The organism is Porphyromonas sp. oral taxon 278 str. W7784 (genome assembly GCF_000467855.2).
In the GTDB taxonomy this organism is placed as follows: Bacteria; Bacteroidota; Bacteroidia; order Bacteroidales; family Porphyromonadaceae; genus Porphyromonas.
In genome coordinates this window covers 32,997-54,793 of the sequence record NZ_KI259227.1, presented here as the reverse complement: position 1 = coordinate 54,793, position 21,797 = coordinate 32,997, and the positions used below count along the sequence as shown (strand labels likewise).

The following is a 21,797-nucleotide window of genomic DNA, read 5'->3' as shown; positions in this document are numbered from 1 at the left end:
CTGTAGGTCGTCAAGACGACCCACGGTAGGTCGCAAGGGCGACCTACCGTAGGTTTCGTTTGCCCCCCTCAGAGCACCCTGCTCCACCTCATCCGAAGGAGACGCCTTTCTCCTCCACAGAATGAGCTTCGAAGGATGGAGAAAAGATACTGAAGTCAACAGCTTCTCCCGCACCCTCTATACAAGACGCCCTCCGCCCTCCCCTCAAGTGAGGAGCAAGGCGGAGGGCAGAGGTGATACAGGAGCGAGCGAGGTGCTCAGTCTGCTAGAAGCGGTAGGTCGCCGAGATGCTCAGCTGGCGGGGCGAACCAGGGAAGGAGCGCAGGCGGTCGTAGCCCGAGACGTAGTAGCTCTTGTCAAGGAGATTGTTCGCATTCAGCTGGAGCTGTACGTCACGAACCTTATAGTAGAGGGCAGCGTCGAGGAGGACATAGCCTGGGTAACTGACGACATGCTCACGACGACCGACCTGCCCGAGACGCTCACTGACGCCATGGACCCCGAGGCCGATACCGAGGCCTTCCATAGGTCCCTGAGGGATGACGAACTTCGTCCAGATATTCCCCGAATGACGGGGCGTCCCAGGTCGCTGGAGATTGAGATCCTTGGTGCCTGCTACCGCCTTGGTGATCCCAGCTACATTGTAGCTGTAGCTGGCCATCACACTCCAGTAGGGAAGGATCTTCCCCGCCACATCGAGCTCTATCCCACGTGAGAGCTCTTCGCCGATGGGCACCATGCGATTGGGCTCACCTGTGATCCCAGCATTGTAGAGGGTATTGCGCTGGCGGAGGCTGAAGAGGCTAAGCGTAGCCGTGAGACGACTGTCGAAGTAGTCCCCCTTAGCTCCCAGCTCCCAGAGTTCGCTCTGCACAGGGTCGAAGGGGCCTCCCGAGGTAGGATCGCTCTGGACGGAGACGGCCTGAGGCTCGAAACCTCGTATCCACGTGACATAGACATTCGTCGTAGGGGTCAGCCCGTAGACTAGGCCAACACGAGGAGTGAAGGCATGCTGGTGCGTGTAGGTCTTCACCCCCTTAGCTCCCTGCACAATATCGGTGAACCACTCGATGCGTGCACCGAGGAGGAGCTGTAGACGTCGCCACGAGAGTTGCTCCTGCAGGTAGATACCATTGGTGTACTGATCAGCAGGGCGCACGGGCTTCGACTCATAGAGGTACTTCGTGACGTCTTGGTACTGATTGCCTACGGTGGAATTGAGGTCGAAGGCAGGGACATTCGTCCGTGGGTTGCCGTCCTTATCAAGGAGATACTTAGCGATGTCCGCCTTCTTGAAGGTCTTAGCCACACCGCCATCCGCTAGGAGATAGCCACCCGCCTCGATGTAGGATGACCCAGGAGCCAGCTGCGTATTGAAGTGGTCGTAGCCGAAGAGGAGCTTATGCTGCAGAGGACCCGTGGCGATACTCCAGGTCAGGTAGTTATTGAAGGCATGATTGCGGAAGTTGCGGAAGCGCTTGGTCACACGCATCAGTACACGGGAGGGATCGTCTGTGCCGTCAGCCTTCTTGACGAAGGCATTGTCCTGCGAGTGCTCCATCATATCCTCGCCGTAGGAAGAGTAGAGGTAGGTGCTATTGAAGAGCAGCCCCTCGGCCAGCTGATGCGAGAGGGCGAAGGTGAGGTTCAACGTCTGCTCACGGAGATAGTCATTAGCAGCCGACTGCGACGAAGAGAGGGGGCGGGAAAAGAGATCCCCATCACCAAAGATGGCGACACCACGGTCGAGCTTACCCGAGGAGGAGGTATAGACGAGGTCGACATTGAGGCGGGTACGATCCGAGGGAAGATAGGTGATCGAGGGGGCTACGAGCTGTGTCGTGAGCTTCTGCAGATCCCTGAAAGTATCGGAATTCTCATAGCCGAGATTGAGGCGGTAGAGCAGTGTCTTGCGCTCGTTCAGCGGGCCAGTAAAGTCCACATAGGCACGGCTGGTATTGAAGCTCCCAGCGGTGAGCGACACTGAGCGACGAGCTATGTGTAGAGGCTTCTTGGTCACTCGGTTGATGACGCCACCTGGGGCAGCGTTCCCAAAGAGAGCAGAGGCCGGCCCCTTGATCACCTCCACACGCTCGACATTGGCTAGTGAGGACTGTCGCCAGAGACTTGTCTGGGCACGCATCCCGTTGACTAGGTTACCTGAATTGCGGTTCCCCGTGGCACGGAAGCCACGAATAGAGAAGTCGTTGTAGAAGGAATACTGGTTGATCCCGCTGATGTTCTTCACCACCTCGTTGACGGTGATAGCCCCTTGGTCTAGGACGAGCTCCTTGGTGACGTAGCCGATGGACTGAGGGACATCCTTCAGGAGGGTCGCCGTCTTCGTCCCAGCGAAAGAGAGGGCATTGCGATACGACTGCTCACGGCGCCCGACGACGTCGACGGTGGGCAGAGCCTGCTCCCGCTCGTCGAGGATGAAGTGGAGTTCGGCACCGGACATCCCTCCTCCTCCGAGGTGAAGGAAGCGACGCTGTGTGATATAGCCCATCGCCTGGATGACAATGGGTTGGCGTCCGGTAGGTAGGCCGTCTAGGGCAAAGCGCCCCTCTCTATCGGTACGGACTATGAGGTGGAGCTGAGGATCACCGACAGCAAATACAGCCCCTTCGATCGGGGTACCATGGGAGTCGGTGATACGCCCACGAAGCTCGGCACTCAGGGGCGCCTTTGCCTCCGTAGAGACGCTGTCGGGAGTAGCTATAGGCAATAGAGCTGCGCCTTGTGCTGTCGTGCACCACAAGGATAGCCCAAGGAGTATACATTTCTTCATCGATCTAGGAATATAGGATAGGAGAACTAGGAATTAATGTTAATTCTGTGCGCAAAGGTATAGCGCGCCACAGGGGAGCACAATACCTAGACATGAGTATTTTAGGTTACTTTCTCCTACCCTTTTCCCCATCAGTCGGGGGATATTTACCCTCCCCTCCCCCGAAACGACACCGCCCGACCGCCTCCAGAGAAGGGAGACAGTCGGGCGGTGGGGTATATTAGGAGAGAAGGGAGCTTACTGCTTGCCTTCGACCTCGACAGCAGGAGCGATCTTCTTGACCAGACCCTGCAGGACTGCGCCAGGACCTACTTCGACGAAGCGGGTAGCACCATCGGCGACCATAGCCTGTACGCTCTCCGTCCAGCGTACGGGAGCCGTGAGCTGAGCGATGAGGTTCTTCTTGATGCCATGCGTGCAGTTGACAGCATGGGCAGGGACATTCTGATAGATCGGGCAGCGTGGGGAGTGGAACTCCGTAGCCTCGATCGCCTGAGCTAGTTCAGCACGAGCAGGCTCCATCAGAGGCGAGTGGAAAGCCCCCCCGACATTCAGACGAAGGGCACGCTTAGCACCAGCAGCCTTGAGGGCTTCGCAGGCACGCTCTATAGCGTCGATATCCCCAGAGATCACGAGCTGACCAGGGCAGTTGAAGTTGGCAGCGATCACTACACCACCTTCGATCGTCTTGAGGATCTCGACGACCTTCTCATCGGGAAGACCAAGGATAGCAGCCATGGTGCCGGGATTGGCTTCACAGGCTTGCTGCATGGCCAGAGCACGCTTGGAGACAAGACGAAGACCATCTTCGAAGCTCAAGGCACCTGCAGCGACAAGCGCTGAGAATTCACCCAGCGAGTGACCAGCGACCATATCGGGCTGGAACTCGTCACCGAGGCAGAGCGCACGGATGACCGAGTGTAGGAAGACCGCAGGCTGAGTGACCTTGGTCTGCTTGAGTTCTTCGTCCGTACCAGCGAACATGATATCAGTGATACGGAAGCCGAGGATCTCGTTAGCTTTCTCGAAGAGCTCCTTAGCTAAGGGATGATTCTCATAGAGCTCCTTCCCCATACCCACGAATTGGGCGCCTTGGCCGGGGAATACATAAGCAGTTTTACTCATTTATTAATTTCTAGTTGGTGATATACTTAGGGTTTTGGTAGACGATTAGATCAGCTCCAGGCCCTTCTTCAGGACTTCCCAAGTGCGGGCGACAGAGGCGATGTGCACCTTCTCATCGGGAGAATGGGGGGAGCGGATATCTGGGCCGATGGAGATCATATCCATATCGGGCATGACCCCTTGGATAATGCCACACTCCAGACCGGCATGTACGACGGTGACCTCTGGCGATACACCCATGACCTCCTCATACGCACGGCGAAGGGTCTGTAGGATTGCAGACGAAGCATTAGGAGCCCACCCGTTGTAGCCCCCTGCGAACTCTACCTCTGCGCCGGCCAGATTCATCGCACTCTCGATCTGAGAGGCTACGTAGTCCTTACGGCTCTCTGAGGAGCTTCGTACCAAGAAGGTAGCGGTGAAGAGCCCTCCACCTATCGTGACACGTGCCATGTTCGTCGATGATTCGACGATACCAGGGAATTCGGTGAGCATGCTCTGTACCCCATTGATACAAGCGTCGAGCGCACCGATGACTCCGTCCTGGATCTCTTCGGGCACTACGGTCTTGGGGAGTTCTACTCGCTCGAGGCGAAGACTTATAGATTCCTCTATGCCCTTATACTCGGTCTGGAAGATATCTAGATAGTCCGAAGCCAGCTCCCACAGCCCATCAGCATCGGCCTCAGGGATAGTCACGACGGCATAAGCTTCACGGGGAATCGCATTACGAGCTGTACCGCCCTCGAAGCTAGAGAGGCGTGCTCCATAGCCAGCGATAGCCTCCTTGAGGAAGCGAGCCAGGAGCTTATTGGCATTGGCACGACCTAGGATGATATCCATCCCCGAGTGCCCTCCACGCAGACCGGTTAGGGCGATACGTACGGCGATATCCCCTTCGGGCAGAGGCTCCTGATCCTTGTACTCTAGGCGGACGTTCACGTCGACACCTCCTGCACAACCAGCGAAGAGGAGTCCTTCGTCTTCGGAGTCTAGGTTGATGAGGATATCTCCCTTGGAGAAGCCTGGCTGGAGCCCATTAGCTCCGACCATACCCACCTCTTCGTCGATGGTGAAGAGCGCTTCGATCGGGCCGTGCTTGAGTGTAGGGTCTGCTAGCACTGCCATAGCGTAAGCAGCACCGATACCATTGTCGGCACCGAGGGTCGTATCCCGAGCAGTCACCCATTCCCCATCGATATACGCATCGATCGGGTCCTTAGTGAAGTCATGCTCGATATGGCTATTCTTCTGAGGCACCATATCTAGGTGTGCCTGGAGTGTGACGGTGGGTCGCCCTTCGAGTCCAGGGGAAGCAGGCTTGCGAACGAGGACATTGCCCACAGCGTCGTGCAGGGCTTCGAGGCCGAGGCGCTTGGCTAGAGCCAGGACATACTCCTCAGAGGCCTTCGTATGGCCTGTAGGACGAGGGATCTGTGTCAGATCGTAGAAGAAGCTCCACACTGCCTGAGGAGCAAGAGTCTTGATTTCAGCAGCCATAGTCGATGGGTGATTAGGGTGAATATGTGTTTAGTAGCTTACAGGTGTGTCGGCAGGAGCCGTGCGCACCCGAGTGTAGTGTCTATTGATGATCGGCAGAGCTATGATAGCTAGGAGCCCAACGAAGGTGATCCATAGCGTCTGAGCCGTATGTACGATGAAGGCAAAGTCCTTGGCAGGCTGGGTCGCCATCCCAAAGGTAGTGAAGGTGATGATCACAGCAGCATGCCACGCCCCCATACCGGCCTGTACGGGCACGATGACCGACATGCTACTCATGGCGAAGGCGATGCAAGCCACCGAGAGAGGTAGGTCACGTGTGCTCTCAAAGGCAAAGAGCGCAAAGTAGAAGTAGCAGAAGTAACCGATCCAGATCAGTACCGTCAGCAGGAAGAAGCGCCCCCTGTGAGGCATCCGCTGGATGCTCAGCATCCCCCGGCCTATGTGCACGAAGAACTGCGCAATCCTACTGGAGCGTCGGGAGCGAAGGAGCCAGATGAAGCCCCCCAGCACCGCCAGTCCTAGGAGCACCATCAGAGGGAACCACAGCGACTGGAGGAAGCTCTGGAGCGAAGCCATCAGCTCGGGATGACTCTCTAGATAGCCTATGAAGAAGTCTGTGGAAGAGAGGATGATCACCAGGAGGATCAGACTAAGCATCAGGACGTCGGTCAGCCGGTCTACGATGAGCGTACCGAAGAGTCCTGCGAAGGGAAGATCCTCACGGCGCTCCATCTCGATGCACCGCCATACTTCGCCGGAGCGTGGGATACCCATGTTGACGGTGTAGGAGCCGAGGACGGTGCAAATAGCATTGATCCGACGGGGTGGCGCTCCGTCGGTAGCGATCGGGCGGACGAGGAGCTCCCAGCGGAGACCTCGGCAGAGATTGCTCATCAGCCCGAAGAGGAGACTGAAGACGAGGATCGGATAGTTCACCCCCGTACGGAGCGTATGTATCAGCTCACTCCAGTCGGTATCTCGATAGAGCCCATAGAAGCCCAACCCACCGAGGAGCAAGGGGACGATGATCCAGAGGATGGACTTCAGTGTAGGATTGATCTTCATTCGATAGGCACTCTCCTGTGTAGCTACGGCCCCTCGACAGGGAGCGTGCTGTGGGAGTGCTTTCTTAGCTACTATAAGAAATTGTACTACTTTAGTCTTAGCAAATGTAATAAGTTTTTAGTTATCAGCCATGCAGCAAGTTAAAGCGAAGAAAGCTCTAGGCCAACATTTTCTCACCGATCTCTCCATCGCCGAGCGTATCGCCGATAGTATCGCCTCGCACAGCACCCTACCCGTGCTGGAGATCGGCCCTGGTATGGGGGTACTGACGCAGTTCCTCCTGGAGAAAGGCTACGACACGCACGTCATCGAGATCGACACGGAGTCGGTAGCCTATCTACGAGCGCACTTCCCTGCGCTCGAGGGGCGTATCATCGAAGGAGACTTCCTGAAGATCCCCATCGAAGACTACTTCCCTGGCGAAGCACCCTTCTGCCTCATCGGGAACTATCCATACAATATCTCCTCACAGATCTTCTTCCGCATGCTCGACTATCGGGAGCGCATCCCCTGCTGTGCAGGCATGCTCCAGAGGGAGGTAGCCCAGCGCCTCGCTTCGCCCCCGGGCAACAAGGACTACGGCATCCTCAGTGTCCTGCTTCAGGCCTGGTACGACGTGGAGTATCTCTTCACCGTCGACGAGCATGTCTTCAATCCGCCTCCCAAGGTCAAGAGCGGGGTCATCCGCCTCATCCGCAACGGACGCACCGATCTGGGGTGCTCCGAAGCGATCTTCAAACAGGTCGTCAAGACGGGCTTCAACCAGCGACGCAAGACCCTACGCAATTCCCTCAAGTCCCTATTCGGAGCGGACTACACGGGCTACACGGCGGAGATCTTCTCCAAGCGTCCGGAGCAACTCGGTGTCGAGGAGTTCGTCACGCTGACACGCCTACTGGAGGAGCACCAGCGTAAGGCTTAGTGCCTCAGATCTCCTTCGAGGGGAATCACCCAAACCGACGGCGGGCTCAGATGGTCTTCATCTGAGCCCGCTATCGGCTTTTTATGTTTGGCCCTGATCGAGATGTCCGCACTGCTTCCTAAGGGAGGTTTCTGTGCTCCAAAGGGGGAAGAATCTAGCCCTTGGGGAGCAAGCGCCCGAGAGGGGCAAAAAGGGATCCACAGTAGGTCGCCTCGACGACCTACGGTAGGTCGGTCGACCGACCCACTATAGGTTTTAAAGGCGACCTACCGTAGGGTCCTTTTTGGGGGTCCCTTTGAGCCTGATTTCGACGGCTAGGACTGAGGGCGTCAAGCGAACGAAGGGAGCGCACTTGATAGATAAAGTCCGCCCCTGAAGCACCAAGGCACTTCAGAGGCGGACTACTTAGAGGGAAGACTACCGAGCAAAGGTAGCGAAGGGGGAATTACTTCGTCAGCTCGACACGTTCAGCCGAGGGAGGAGGCGTAGCTACTCCCCAGCTCTTATTGGGCCGGGGGCCCATAGTGAAGACGAGCTTACCCCCGGCAGCCAGTTCGCTGTGGCGTAGCCAGGGACGATCCAGAGGCTTCCCATTGAGTGTAGCCTTCTGGATGTACTTATTCTCTGACGAAGCACCTTCGGCCTCGATGACGAAGGTACGCCCAGAGGCCAGCTTCAGAGTCATCTTAGAGAAGAAGGGCGTACCGATATTGTAGACGGGCATCCCTGGAGTCACTGGATAGATCCCCATCATCGAGAAGACGACGAAAGCACTCATCCCACCGCCATCTTCATCCCCAGGCATCCCCATGAGATCACTGCGGAACCATGTATCGATGAGCTTACGCACCAGACGCTGTGTACGCCAGGGTGCTCCCGCATAATTATAGAGGTAAGGGATGTGGAGGCTGGGCTCATTGGACATGGCGAACTGCCCTACATTGCCCGTCTGGTCAGGGAGCTGACTGTAGAACTCCCACTTAGACTTGCTCAGTGGCGTACGTAGCGTCTCGTCCAGAAGGCTAATGAAGCGCTCACGCCCACCCATCAGGTAAATCAAGTCCGCAGGATTGTGCTGTACGTCCCAGCGATAGGTATAGGCATTGTTCTCGTCGTAGTAGTCACGCGCTCCGAGCCCGCCTGAGAGTTCGTAGTCGAAGGGCTCGATGAAGCGACCACGGCTATCCTTAGGATGGAAGAAGCCCTTATCGTAGTTAAAGAGCTTGCGGTAGTCGTAGGAGCGACGGAGATAGTCTGCATGTTCTCCATCATGACCAGAGAACTTCGCCAGCTGGGAGAGACACCAGTAGTCATACGCTGCACCCAGGCTCACGGCCACACTCTGGCGCTTCTCCCAGAGCGTCACCTCGGGGACGGTCTCTCGCTCTCCGGGGTGCAGAGCAGGGAAGTAGCCCTTCTCATCCATGAACTTAGAGAGCACACCCTTCTCCCGGCGCGTCCAGGGAAGGTAGGACTTCTCTGCTAGTGTCTTCTTCGAAGCCTGATAGGCAGCGCTGAGGCTGAAGCCTGTGACTCCCTTAGCATAAGCATCGGCGAAGGTAGCGATGGTGTGTGTCCCATTCATGCGGTGGGTATCGCCCGTGACCTCGGGGAAGGTAGGGAGCCAGCCTTCAGGGCTCTGCTCTGCCATCCTCAGGTAGCTAGTGAGCATCTGCTGCTCCTTGACGGGGTCGAGGAGGATACGTAGCGGGTGTGTCGCCCGATAGGTATCCCAGAGCCAGTCATCGGTGTAGAAGGGTACTCCCTCGTCGTCATGCACCTTCTTGTCGAAGCCACTCCAGTAGCGCCCGTCCTCCGAGAGGCATATCATGCGCTCATAGGTACGATAGAGGGAGGTGTAGAAGACCCGAAGCTCTTCGGGTGTCCCGCCCTCTAGCTGGATCTTGTCAAGGGCCTTGGACCATTCGTTGCGCCCGTACTTAGCGACCAGTCTAAGTTCAAAGGACTGGATCTCCTGCTCCACATTGCGCCGTGCCTGCTCGACACTAATGTATGAGACCCCGTAGCGCAGGGAGACGGTCTTCTTGGGGAAGGTAAGGCAGAGGGTCTCACCACGTACCACACCCGTCACAGGAGAGATATTACCCGTCTTGGGGTCACGGAGGCTACGCACGCTAGGCTCTACGTCTGTCTCGGCGTAGACATAGACACGGGTGGAGTCCTCGAGCTGTTGGTAGCCGAAGACCGCCTTGCCCGAAGCTACCAGTTCGCCATTCTTAGTAGAGAAGACAAGGTGGCGTCCTCCCGCCTTCCCCTCATAGTCGAAGCGGTAGATAGCGCTCCTGTATGAGGGGGCATAGTCTACCTTGACTTCGGGCTCGACAAGGTAGGTCTCATAGAGGTAAGGGCGTACTTGCTCTCCGTCGTAGCTATAGCTGGTCACCTGAGGGACGAGGCCTGAGATATCTCTGCGGGGACTGATGCTGAAGGCTGAGACTCCTCGGTGCGAAGTCAGTAGGATGGGTAGGCCTGCGATCTGCTCGCTAGCGTAGTCTGAGCGCTGAGGGTGTACGCGCATCATCCCGTTGGGAAGATGGATCGTGGGGAAGGTCGGTACTAGTAGATGGCTGATATTCCCCATGTAGGGGTCGACGTAGTCAATAGGGTCGAGCCTAGTGGAGCTCTTGAGGCCCGTGGCTGAGCATCCAAATAGAAGGCCACCCAGGATAAGCGTGGCGAAGAGGAATCGAGTCTTATACAGCATGGTCGGAATACTTATATACAACCAAAGATAGCGAAAAAGCCCCATCTATCGGAGGGATAGATGGAGCTTTCATCGGAGGAGGAGTAGTGCGTCTCGGGCTTACTTCTTGAGCTCGATATCTACACGACGAGCCAGACCCTTGAGGTCCGTAGTGCGATCTACGCCACCGGCTGCAGTGATGAAGCGGTCGGAGGAGATACCGCAAGCCACGAGGTAGTCTAGTACCGCCTGGCTACGCTGACGCGAGAGGAGCTCATTGCGCAGAGCGTTGCCCTCGGGAGAAGCGTACCCCGTAAGGTAGAGCTTCATATCAGCATCGGCAGACATGACTCGGTAGACCTCATTGAGCGTAAGGCGTGCTTCTGGCAAGAGCGTGCTCTGCCCGACAGCGAAGAAGACCTGACGCTTGAAGTAGGAAGCCGTCTTGACGACCTCTACCGTCGTAGGAGCCGTGCTCGTGGCAGGGCTTGCTACGGGCTGAGCGGGAGCAGGAGGCGTCACTGTGACCGTAGGAGCCGCAGCGGGTACCTGCTGGATGATCACCTGAGGCTGCTGGGCCTGCTTAAGTTGAGCCTCACGCAGGGCGATGAGCTCCTGCTGGAGGACACGTAGTAGAGAGTCGCTACTCGAAGCGGGAGCTTCGTGAGCCTGAGGCTGTGCGAGCTGAGCGGGAGCTGTCCGGCTAGTGGCTCGGGAGCGCTTGCTCTGAGCACTGGGCAGTACCAGTGCCTCACGGGTAGCATTACGCTGCTGGAGCATGAGGAGCATCAGTTGCTCGAGGCGATCCAGACGGGCGTTGCTAGGCTGAGAGGAGTAGGCTGGAGCCGTCGCCACCTGCGGGTGCAGAGAGAGATAGTTCACAGAGCCGGGCTGAGCGATCGGAGCGGGCTGAGGAGCTAGTGCTGACGGTTCAGCGTGGGGGACAGCACCAAGCCCCAGAGCGTTGAGGAGCAACTGAAGCTTGAGGACATGAAGGTCGGAGGCGGAGAGGCCTACAGCCGTCTGAGACCGCTGAGGAGACTCTACTGCTAGGCGAGCTTCGGCGACGGCACGCACAGCACGCAGGAGTTCGTCCTGCGTCAGGGTGATGAGCGTGTCAGCCGAAGAGCGCTCTAGGCCTCGTGCCTGCCCTGAGCTCTGCGCCGAAGCGACAGAGCCAAGGGTAAGCATAGAGAGTGCTAGAAGAAACGACTTCATAGATCGTCCTAGCATTAGAAGTGGAAGCGATAGCCTACCGCGATCTGGCTATTACGGACGAGTCCACGAGCCGTATAGTCTACGAAGAGGCGACCACCAAGTACCTTAGCCAGCGTCGTACCGACGACGAAGTTGGGGAGGAAGCGGCTCTCGACAGAAGTACTGTTGAAGCCAAGACCTACACCGAGATAAGGAGCAACAGCGCCGTTGAAGAACGAGGGCAGGTTGTAGATAAGATTGGCGTTGACACCGAAGCCGAGCTTGTCACCGAGCAGACCTACATAGGCATCTGGGACGAGGTCGAAGTTGGTGTTGCGGAGCTGGAGGTAAGCACGAGCACCTACATTGAGCTGGGTCTTGTCACCGAAGTTAGGACCAGCGAAGAGAGCGAGGCGGTTGAAGAAGAAGACATCTTCAGCCTTCTTTACCTTGACCTCTTCAGCATAGATACGACCATTGTCCTTGCGGTCTGCCACGACGATACGATCACGGCTATCACGAAGGAGGGCTTCAGTAGCGGCGAAGCGGTCGTTGACGGAGCTCGTCACATCCTTCTGCACGAGTGCGCTCTGCTGGGTAGAGATATTGTCCAGACGGTCGATGACCTGGTCCAGGCGCTTGATCAGTGCGATATTGTTATCCACCTGCACGGCCTGAGCCTGAGCAGCCTGTGCCTGTGCCTGCTGGAGCTGATAAGCCTGAGCCTGCTGTGCGGACAGCTGTGCATAGGGAGCACGATAGAGGGCGTTCAGGAGGAGGATCTTGTCGAGCTCGGAGAGGCTACTGCTTGTGACGTCAGCGGCAGAGACCGTAGAGCCCTTGGTGCGCTTGAGGTCGCTGACGACCTGATCTACTAGGGCATCGAACTGAGCCTTCGTGAGGGTCACGTTGCGCTGGGCGGGTGCTACGTAGGCAGGAGCGACATAGGCAGGCTGAGGCTGGGTAGCCAGCTGCGTCGTCTGCGTCTCTACGTCAGAGATACGATTGTTGACCTCATTCTTCTCATGCAGGACACGGGTCACCGTGACGGTGTCTCTACGGGAGACAGCTTCGGCGAGCTCAGCATTGAGCTTCTTGATACGACTGTCGTACTGAGCACGTAGATCGTTGAGCTCCTCGAGGTTGGCTTCCTGTAGGCGAGCCACTTCATTACGGGTCTGCTCGTCGCTGTAGCTGTGGTAGAGGGCACGACCATCACGGCTGGAGCGACCGAAGTTGAAACGGACGCCTGCCTGGTAGAAGGTACTTACCTTGACATTCGCTGGGTCTGTCACCTTCGTGATGTCGGGATTAGCACGCTCGGTGAGCATAGCGTTGATGCTCCCGTGCAGGGCTACGTACTTGTGGAGAGGGATCTCAAGACCACCACCACCGAAGAGGAAGAGGCCACTCTTAGGAGTCGCTCCTGCTACTGTGGGGACGAACTTCTTGGTGACTTCGAGGTAGCCCGCACCGAGGTTGACGTAAGGCGTAAGCCCAAGAGGCATGTTCAGACGTGCTAGGAAGTTACCCCCATACATACGGAGTTCGTTGTTGAGGTTCAGGTCAAGCGTACCTGGCTTCTTCGTAGCTGCATAGTAGAAACCACGGAGACCGAAGATGGAGGAGAAGTCTACTCCTGCCGATCCCCCTACGAACCACTGATCCTCCAGACCCGTAGCCTGAGCAAAGTCAGCATAAGCCACACCGGGCTCAAGCACGAACTTCAGTCCACGGAAGCCATCCGTATAGAGATTGCGGTAGGCACGTGATACTGCATCAGTGGGGCGGTAGGTGCTCCCTCCGAAATAAATATCAAGAGAAGCCTGTCCCGTCCAGTTGTGCAGTTGCTTCCCTGCGCTAGCAGGCTCGGCGAGGTAGCGGTTATTCTCGTTGACGTTGAAGATAAGGTCCTTCCCTTCGAGCGAGAGAGAGACACGGCGGCCAAGGTTGAACTTCAGTCCAAGCCCCCCGGCTCCGTAGATCTGCTCTTCCTTGTAGTCGGTAGGTAGACCAGCAGCGCTCTTTCCCGTGTAGGCGAACTTCATCACACCACCACCTGCAGTGAGGTAAGGAGTGAGGAAGGCGTTCGACCAGAGGTTGAGCTTCAGTTCACCCCCGTAGCGAGTGATATCGACATTGGAGTCCTCAAGCTTGTCTGCCCAGTTCTGAAGCCACTTGGGATTCGCCGTCGACTGAAGCTTGCCCTTGAGGTCGAAGCTACGCTCGTAGATCCCTCGGATCTCAAAGAGTGGACCGAAGCCGAAACCAGCACGGACACCCCAGTAGGGAGCATCGCCGAGGTTGAGCTTCTTGTCCCAGTGCGTGTAACCAACGACAGGTGCTACGGTGAAGCTTACATCCTGGACCTGAGCCAGAGCCTGGCTACTGATCCCCGTAAGGAGCGCCGCAGAAAGTACTAATGATAGTTTCTTCATATTCTTTTTGTTTAGCAGGATTTTATTCGTGAAGCCCGCCTTAGCGAGCCGACAAGGTCTACCAGTGGGCCTGCCTAGTAGAACCCCTCACAGAGTGATAATGCTTGGAGTTGAGCGTGAAGAGCCTTCTCCGAGGTGCCCTTATCTCGAAGAACGTGCCTCTCACGTGTAAAAAACCTAAACAAAGGTATAAAATTCATCGGACTTCTCCCTCATCCCAAGCGATAGCGATCGGGAATATTTATCCTCAGATAGACCCTATGAATTCCATCAGTGATCGACTCAGCTTTCTCCGTATGAAGCCATAGCCTTTCCGATAAAGCTTCCCCACGGGGGCAAGCCCGCTCCGAAGCATCTGGGAAGGGGAAAACGAGACACCTCCCCAGCTGACTTCAGAGCCCGTACCCTATCAGAAGGGAAAGAGCAACTTAGGCTTAATTCGTCGAAGGAAAAGGAGAACCTGGACTATGTCGGAAGGAGGCTTGCCGAGGCTTCGCCTATATCAATAGCCAAGAGGCGCTACTGGTGCCACCCGAGCGTCACCAGTAGCGCCTCTCGGGAGGGAGCAGTAGCGCCTCCGACGAGCGGGCAGTCGCACCATCCCAAGCGGAATAGGAGCGACTCCCAGCGGGGAATACTCCACCTTCCCCTGCATGCCCTACTCCACCCGCAGGCCAGCGCCTTCATAAACGAACACGGGGCAGACCTCCTCTCTGGAGGTCTGCCCCGTGGGTCTTAGCTAAGCCCGAGCGGGCTTGTGGCTCTAGAAGGTGTACTTGATACCGACCTGTGCTCTCCAGCGAGAAGCGATGTCGCTATACGTCCAAGGATTGGGCGTGGAGATAGAGAAGGTGTCAGAGTTTGCCCCTGAGATAGGAGTGATGCTGCTATAGTTGACATAGGGCTCCATACCCCAGCCACGGTTCAGCAGATTGCCTACGTTGATGATGTCGGCATTGAGCTGGAGGGTGTGGCGCTTGCCCGATACCTGGAGGAAGAAGTCCTGGGCGAAATGGAGGTCGAACTTATGGATGAAGGGAGCCATCAGCGCATTACGAGGTACGATCTTACCCTTGTAAGCAGCGATGTCTGGGTTCTTAGCCAGGAAGTCTTCGTAGCTCATCGCCGAGCGCTTGTCCGTAGTAGCCTTCTCAGGCAGGTAAGCGAGGTCGTTGCGCTCCCCATCCCCGTTGAGGTCCGTGTAGGAGAGGATAGAGTAGCGAGGACCTGACTGACCATTGTAGATCAGACCGATCGTCGTAGCGAAGTGCTTAGCATACTCGACGCGGTAGTTGAGCTGCCCTACGAAGCGGTGGCGCATATCAAAGTTGGAGTAGTAGAACTCATCCCCGTTGATGTCGGTGGAGTAGTTGTACTTCCAGTTCGAAGCAGCCTGCGAAGAAAGCCCGTCGTTAGCGACCTTCGATTCACCGAAGGTATAGGCGATCGAGGCATCCAGCCCATGTCCGAAGTCCTTGCTCAGCGTAGCGGTGATGTTGTAGCTATACCCCTTGTTGGAGTTGCTCAGCAGAATGAGGTTGGAGTACTTGTTCCCTTCCTGACGGGAGTAGACAGGACGTACTTCTCCAGAGGGGTAGACGATCTCAGAGGTCTTCTTCAGCCCTAGATCCTGGTAGCGGATATTATTGAGGGTCTTCGTGTACATCCCTTCGAGCGTACCACGGATACCCCAAGGAAGACGAGCTTCGAAGGCTAGGCTCGAGCGCCATACCTGTGGGTAAGAGAAGTCGGAGCCAACCATATCGATCTCACTGGATCCTGGTTGCACGTTGGCCTTACCGATAGCGGAATTAGGATCGGGTGTGAAGCGTACGTTGTCGTTCGCATCCTTCTTAAAGCGGGCGGTACGAGCGTACTCGATACCACTGTTGGAGAAGCTATTCGAGATCCATACGAAAGGTACTCGTCCGGTGAAGATACCCGTACCCCCACGAAGCATGTAGCGTCCCTGCTCGTCGATCTTGTAGCGGAAGCCGAGACGGGGGGAGAAGAGGGGACGCAGAGGAGGCAGGTAGTGATTCTTGACCCCGTACTGCTTAGCGATGTCGGAGTTGTTGAAGGCTTCGTTGGCCGTAGGACGCTCGATGAAGAAGGGCATGTCTACACGCAGGCCGTAGGTGAGGCGGAGCTTGTCGTTGACCTTCCAATCATCTTGTGCATAGAAGCCGAGCTGACCGGCATGGAAGACAGGCGCCCAGCGGTCTGCCTTCGTCACATCAGTGTTGACGGAGGAGAGGTAGAAGTTCGATGGGCCTACTTCCTGAGGCGTACCGATAGCGAGGAAGTCATCGATCCCGTTGCGGATGATATTCTTTCCCTGTGCATCCTTACCGACGACGCGGTCACGGTATTCGTAGTTACCGTAGAGGTTCGCGATAAAGAGATTGCGCATGCGGAAGAACTCGTTGTGCGTCCCGAAGGTCAGGGTATGGTCCCCGAGGTTGAGCATGAGGTTATTGCTCAGGGAGTAGATGTCCTGGTCGAGTTCGTTCGCTGGCGTGTACTGGTCGACACCAGCCTGGATCTGACGGCTGTTCCCTAGGTCGATGGAGACGAAGGGGAAGGGCTTGCCATTGAAGGAGCGCTTGTCACGGATACCGCTGTAGCTCACACGTAGCTCGTTGGAGAGCGTAGAGGTGAGCTTGGAGTTCAGCTCTGCTACGATGGTGTTGGTGACGCTTCTCTTGAAGTAGCCCGTGTTGTAGAACTTCATACGCGTCGGGCTATTGCCGAAGATATAAGGCTTGTCGTCGATGTGGCTGTAGCGCAGTGTCAGGCGGTGAGCATCGTTGATGTTCCAGTCCAGACGAAGTAGCCCCTTGAAGGTCTCACTAGGGATACTGCGAGAGGTGTAGCCCCCAGCGTCGTAGCCGAGTTCCTTGAGCTTATTCTGTACCTTCTCTGCTTCTTCCTTGGTGATCTTAGAGTTCTCCTCCCCAGCGATGTACGTCGAAGGGTTGACCTGCTTGACATACTCACCATTGGCGAAGAAGAAGAGCTTGTCCTTGACGATCGGCCCGCCAAGTGTGAAGCCGACAGTATTCTCGTACTGCTTGTCGAGCTTCTTGCGCACCTTGACATCCTTGCCTGCAGTCGTGCCGTAGAAGTCCTGGTTGTAATAGTAGTCGTACACCGAGCCGTGGAAGACATTCGTCCCTGACTTCGTGATGGCGTTCATACCGCCACCGGTGAAGCCTGACTGACGTACGTCGAAGGGAGCGATGACTACCTGAAGAGCATCGATGGCCTCTAGAGAGATAGCATTCTTCCCTGAAGCCCCGAGGCCGAAGACGTCGTTATTGACAGCGCCGTCGATCTGGAAGCTGTTGAAGCGACTATTTGCTCCAGCGAAGGAGCCACTACCGTTGGACTGAGGGGTGAGCTTAGCGATGTCCATGAGACTACGCGATACGGTAGGGACACGCTCGATATTGCGGCGGGTGAAGTTGGTCCCAGCGCCCGTCTTCTGAGCATTGAATTTATTCCCCTTAGAGCCAGTGACGACGACGGAGGTGATCTGCTTGGTATCGTCCTTGAGCTCTACATTGAAGGTCTCCGTCTCGCCCAGGGAGAGCTGGATGTTCTCGAGCTTTATAGACTGATAGCCGATATAGGAGACGGTCAGAGTGTAGGGGCCACCTGGGCGCATACCTACGATACTGAAGTTCCCCTTGACGTTAGTGACAGCGCCATAGGTAGTCCCTGTAGGCAGGTGCTTGGCGACAACGCTGGCGCCAATGAGGGCCTCTTTAGTCGCAGGGTCCGTGATGGTCCCGTTGATGGCCGAGGTAGTCACCTGCGCCCAGAGAGCTGGAGTAGCAAGGACTAGCAAGGCGCAGGTAAAGAGACGAAGTAGATACTTCTTCATACGCTTTGATGAGTACTTACGGCTACACGAGGTAGCCAGGGTGTGAGTGTGATGGATGGAAGATAGATGAGGAAGACAAAAAATAAGCGGACGCTCGTCGCTCCACCCCGAGAGGTGAAGGACGAGCGTCCGCTATATTTATGTCGGAGACATCTCTGTGTGGAGACGAGGATCGACTTATTCAGCTGCAGCCTCTTCCTGTGCTGGAGCTTCTTCGGCTTCTGCAGGGGCTTCAGCAGCTGCCTTAGCCTCTGCTTCGGCGAGCTTCTTAGCAGCTACAGCGGCAGCCTTAGCCTTGTTGGCTGCCTGCTCAGCTTCGAGTGCAGCCTTAGCAGCATCTGCCTTGCTCTTAGCTAGGCCTTCACGGATGGTCCCGAGGGCGCCGTCCTTCTTAGCCTTCCAAGCGTCGAACTTAGCATCAGCCGCAGCCTGATCGAAGGCACCCTTAGCTACACCACCCTGGAGGTGCTTCTTCAGCAGTACTCCTTCGTGAGAGAGGATGCTACGAGCGGTGTCCGTAGGCTGGGCACCAGTCGTGAGCCAATACAATGCGCGCTCGAAGTCCAAATCTACTGTGGCAGGATTGGTATTGGGGTTGTAGGTACCAATCTTCTCAATAAACTTGCCATCTCGTGGCGCTCTACTGTCAGCGACGACGATCTTATAGAAGGCATAAGCCTTGCGACCGTGGCGCTGTAAACGGATTTTAGTTGCCATTAAATCGGTAAAATAATTAGAACCTTCTGCATCGTTGCATTAGTCGGGTGCAAAGATACGCAATTAAACCTTAACTCCTAAGCCTAGGTCATCCCCCCCCCCTTCTCACGAGCCCTTTTATAAGGAGCTACAGCCCCCCCAAAAAGGACCCTACGGTAGGTCTTCGAAGTGACCTACCGTAGGTCGCATCGACGACCTACTGTAGGTTTTTTCAGCGACCTACCGTGCATCCCTTTTTAGCCTCTCCGAGACCGCCTCGGAAGCACCTTGGGAGCGGGCGATTTGGACTGCCCTAAAAAGAAGAGAGAAGGCATACGCTCTATCGCTAGAGGGTATGCCTTCTCTCTGTATGGGAATGGAGGGCTCTTGAGGAGCTCGCCCTAGCGGTAGGGGAGCTCTCGAAGCACTGGGCTACTGAGCGGGAGTCTCTGCTGGAGCCTGGCTCGTAGTAGCAGGAGCTGCGGGGGCAGGCTGACCTGCGGGAGCTGCGCCACCACCTAGGGCAGGCAGAGCCGTAGGAGCGACAGCCTTAGCAGCATTCTGCTCGAGGGTCTGCTCGGTCTTGCTGCTAGCGTCCGTACCCGTCCCAAGGAAGTGAGTAGAGACGATGCAGAGCACAGCGACGATGCCGAAGAGCCACCAAGTAGTCTTCTCTAGCACGTCCGTCGTCTTGCGTACCCCCATAATATTGTTCGTCGAAGCAAAGGGAGAAGCCAGGCCACCGCCCTTAGACTTCTGTACGATGACGAGCAGTACCAAGGCGATAGATGCTACGAGGATCAGTACCGTAAGTAGGTAAAACATGTCTTATACTAGTTTGTGGATTTATTATGCTCGATTAGGCGCTCCAAGAAGCGTATCTGGTCTGCAAAGAAACGATTTTTCTCTGGATAATTCAAACTCAGTGACCGAATGATCCTCAGCGCCTTATCATAATGTTGCTGCTGGATATATATCTTGGAGAGGGTCTCGGAGAGTAGCTCTTCGGGGGCAGTCTCTTCCGAGGGAGAAGGCTGAGCTGTGGGCTGGGATGAGGCCTGCTCCTTAGGCGAAGAGGTAGGCTGAGGCTCTAGAAGCTGATCCAGCCCTTCACCCTGTAGTGGCAGAGCTTCCTCGGTAGCGAAGTAGTCGATCGCTTCGCTCGCCCCTTCGTAATGGAGCGCATCAGGGAGATCTTCTCCTGAGGAGCGAGCCCCCTCGAGGAAGTGGTCGATCAGGTCGAAGGCGTCCTCTCTCTCCTGTGTCTCTGGGAGGGTAGCGAAGGCTGGGCGCTCACCCTCGACCATCTGGAAGAGGCGCTCCCGATCGGGGAGCAAGACCGAGAGTCGGCGGAGCTCCGAAGGATAGCGGACATCGTCGGTGAGCGACAGATTATATAGGTAGAGGAAGGCGAAGGGAGCGCAGTAGGGATAGGAGTCGTAGAGCTGTCGGATGGGCTCTAGCGTCTCGGCATTTAGTCGCTTGGGGTCGGCCAGATAGCCGTAGAGTTCGTCTCGTGTCATCTACCAGTTCTCCACAGTGGCATTATAGACCTGCTTGAGTAGGTCGTCCATGATCTCCCGGAGCAGATCGTCCTGTACCTGTACGAAGGGCTGACTACGGGGGAAGTCTCGGTAGGCCTTGAAGCTTCGGTCGAAACTCTCCTTCTCATTGACACGATTCGTATACTTGACCTGCATCGTCACGGTGAAGGCAGTTCGCTCGGCGAAGTTATCCTGCCCGATGGACATCGGTGTCAGGTCGTAGCCCGTGATAGTGCAGTTGAGTTCGAGGTCGCCCGCCTGTGGTACGAGGCTAAGACGTGTACGGCTCTCGTAGTAATCCTTGATCTTCTCCGTGAAGGTAGGAGCGAGGGTTGGGTAGACGACGGGCGCCTTGTTGATGACCTCTCCGATGGTGATCGTCTTGAGCTGGGTATAGTCCAGCGCCCCGCCGTTGGGGCTATAGCTGATACTACAGCCTGCCCAGGAGAGGGCGAGACAGCTCAGGAGCGATACTAATATTGTATGTAGCTTATTCTTCCAGTCCATATTCCTTGATCTTGCGGTAGAGGGTACGTTCGGAGATCTTGAGGTCCTCGGCGGCCTTGCGTCGGCGACCTCCGTGGCGAGCCAGCGCAGCCTGTATCATGCTACGCTCGGCTTCCTCGAGGGAGAGGGGTTGCTCCTCGAAGTCTGACACCTCGCTATGCTGGATAGTAGGGCGGGCGGTATGATGGAGCTCGACGACCTCCTCTACCGGTGTATAGTCAGCGGGCTGTGCGAGGAAGTTCGGGAAGTCCTCCCCGTGGCTCAGCCCCTTGGACACGTGCACCGACTGAGGCTCCACCGCCGTATAGTCGACATGCTTTGGGGAGGAAGGCACCTTCACATCGCCACGCATGATCCCAGCCACGAGGCTCTTCATCTCGGCCATATCCTTCTTCATATCGAAGAGGACTTGGTAGAGGATCTCCCGCTCGTTGGCGAACGAAGTCGCCTCCTCGCCAAGCACAGCTTGCTGGCGTAGGGCTGGGTGGTAGTCTACAGCAGGCGCCTTCGGTAGGTAGCGCTCGACGGTCTCTGCGGTGACCGTGCGCTCCTCCTCGAGGACGCTGATACGATCGGTCAGGTTGCGAAGCTCACGGATGTTCCCTGGCCAGCGGTAAGCCTCCAGGAGCTTCGTGGCCTCAGGAGTCAGGCGAAGGGGGGGCATGTGGTAGCGCTCGGCGCTCAGCGAAGCAAAGAGGCGGAAGAGCAGGGGAATATCCTGCGGACGATTGCGCAGGGGGGGGACTTCGATGGGCACCGTATTGAGGCGGAAGAGTAGGTCTTCACGGAAGCGCCCTCGCTCGACGGCCTCTTGGAGATTGACATTCGTCGCAGCGACGATGCGCACGTCGGTCTTGAGCGCTTGGCTCGCACCGACGGGGATGAATTCGCCCGTCTCCAGCACACGTAGCAGTCGAGCCTGTGTAGCGAGAGGCAGCTCGCCCACCTCGTCGAGGAAGATCGTCCCGCCTGAGGCTTCCTGGAAGTAGCCCTTGCGGTCGGTGATCGCTCCTGTGAAGGAGCCCTTGAGATGCCCAAAGAGCTCGGAGTCGATGGTCCCCTCAGGGATCGCCCCACAGTTCACCGCTATATAAGGGCCATGCTTGCGGACGCTATTCTGATGGATGATCTTGGGGAAGCTCTCCTTCCCTACCCCACTCTCCCCGATCACCAGCACGGACATATCCGTGGGAGCTACCTGCACGGCCGTGCGGATAGCGTGGTCGAGTAAGGGGCTATTGCCTATGATCCCAAACCGATGCTTGATCTGCTGAATATCTACGTTCATCTCCAGTCTGTCATTTTGTCGCACAAAGATACATAAGTTCACCGACTACTGCCCTCAGAAGGCCCCCGCTGAGAAGCCTGATCTAGCGGGGGCTCTGAGGGGTCAAAAAACGACCTACGGTAGGTCGT

14 protein-coding genes are annotated in these 21,797 nt (G+C 56.6%); 1 reads left to right on the top strand and 13 read right to left on the bottom strand.

Annotated features, from left to right (window positions below; genetic code table 11):
- Nucleotides 1–265: 265 nt before the first annotated feature.
- From HMPREF1556_RS02355 to HMPREF1556_RS02340, 4 genes are all read right to left on the bottom strand, one after another.
- The gene (locus tag HMPREF1556_RS02355) at nt 266–2,791 is read right to left on the bottom strand and encodes a TonB-dependent siderophore receptor (protein ID WP_021666613.1); all 2,526 of its coding nucleotides are present in this window, start codon (nt 2,789–2,791) and stop codon (nt 266–268) included.
- A 237-nt stretch (nt 2,792–3,028) separates the two neighbouring features.
- On the bottom strand, nt 3,029–3,916 hold the full coding sequence (fabD, locus tag HMPREF1556_RS02350) for an ACP S-malonyltransferase (protein WP_021666612.1): 888 nt from the start codon (nt 3,914–3,916) through the stop codon (nt 3,029–3,031).
- A gap of 45 nt (nt 3,917–3,961) precedes the next feature.
- On the bottom strand, nt 3,962–5,416 hold the full coding sequence (locus HMPREF1556_RS02345; RefSeq protein WP_021666611.1) for an aminoacyl-histidine dipeptidase: 1,455 nt from the start codon (nt 5,414–5,416) through the stop codon (nt 3,962–3,964).
- A 30-nt stretch (nt 5,417–5,446) separates the two neighbouring features.
- Nucleotides 5,447–6,484: a lysylphosphatidylglycerol synthase transmembrane domain-containing protein gene (locus HMPREF1556_RS02340; protein ID WP_021666610.1), complete on the bottom strand. Its 1,038-nt coding sequence runs from the start codon at nt 6,482–6,484 to the stop codon at nt 5,447–5,449.
- Nucleotides 6,485–6,614: 130 nt separating this feature from the next.
- On the opposite strand from HMPREF1556_RS02340, the gene rsmA reads away from it, so the two are divergent.
- Nucleotides 6,615–7,406, top strand: a complete 792-nt coding sequence (rsmA, locus tag HMPREF1556_RS02335; protein ID WP_021666609.1) for a 16S rRNA (adenine(1518)-N(6)/adenine(1519)-N(6))-dimethyltransferase RsmA — start codon at nt 6,615–6,617, stop codon at nt 7,404–7,406.
- Between the two features lie 445 nt (nt 7,407–7,851).
- Here rsmA and HMPREF1556_RS02330 read toward each other — a convergent pair whose 3' ends face one another.
- From HMPREF1556_RS02330 to HMPREF1556_RS02290, 9 genes are all read right to left on the bottom strand, one after another.
- Nucleotides 7,852–10,131, bottom strand: coding sequence for a GH92 family glycosyl hydrolase (locus HMPREF1556_RS02330; RefSeq protein WP_044125122.1), 2,280 nt, complete (start codon nt 10,129–10,131; stop codon nt 7,852–7,854).
- Between the two features lie 99 nt (nt 10,132–10,230).
- Nucleotides 10,231–11,328, bottom strand: a complete 1,098-nt coding sequence (locus HMPREF1556_RS02325; protein WP_198141843.1) for an OmpA family protein — start codon at nt 11,326–11,328, stop codon at nt 10,231–10,233.
- 14 nt (nt 11,329–11,342) lie between these two features.
- A complete protein-coding gene (locus HMPREF1556_RS02320) occupies nt 11,343–13,745 on the bottom strand; it encodes an outer membrane beta-barrel protein (protein WP_021666606.1) in 2,403 nt (800 codons plus the stop codon).
- Between the two features lie 763 nt (nt 13,746–14,508).
- A complete protein-coding gene (locus HMPREF1556_RS02315; protein WP_021666604.1) occupies nt 14,509–17,634 on the bottom strand; it encodes a TonB-dependent receptor in 3,126 nt (1,041 codons plus the stop codon).
- 177 nt (nt 17,635–17,811) lie between these two features.
- Nucleotides 17,812–18,351: a 30S ribosomal protein S16 gene (locus HMPREF1556_RS02310; RefSeq protein WP_021666603.1), complete on the bottom strand. Its 540-nt coding sequence runs from the start codon at nt 18,349–18,351 to the stop codon at nt 17,812–17,814.
- Nucleotides 18,352–18,762: 411 nt separating this feature from the next.
- Complete coding sequence (gene secG / locus HMPREF1556_RS02305; RefSeq protein ID WP_021666602.1) at nt 18,763–19,155, bottom strand: preprotein translocase subunit SecG; 393 nt, start codon at nt 19,153–19,155, stop codon at nt 18,763–18,765.
- A gap of 8 nt (nt 19,156–19,163) precedes the next feature.
- Nucleotides 19,164–19,853, bottom strand: coding sequence for a hypothetical protein (locus HMPREF1556_RS02300; RefSeq protein ID WP_021666601.1), 690 nt, complete (start codon nt 19,851–19,853; stop codon nt 19,164–19,166).
- Entirely contained in the window at nt 19,854–20,381 is a 528-nt protein-coding gene (lptE, locus tag HMPREF1556_RS02295) for an LPS assembly lipoprotein LptE (RefSeq protein ID WP_021666600.1), read from the bottom strand.
- Nucleotides 20,365–21,669, bottom strand: coding sequence for a sigma-54-dependent Fis family transcriptional regulator (locus HMPREF1556_RS02290; RefSeq protein WP_021666599.1), 1,305 nt, complete (start codon nt 21,667–21,669; stop codon nt 20,365–20,367). Before HMPREF1556_RS02290 ends, lptE begins: the two co-directional genes overlap by 17 nt.
- Between the last annotated feature and the right edge of the window lie 128 nt (nt 21,670–21,797).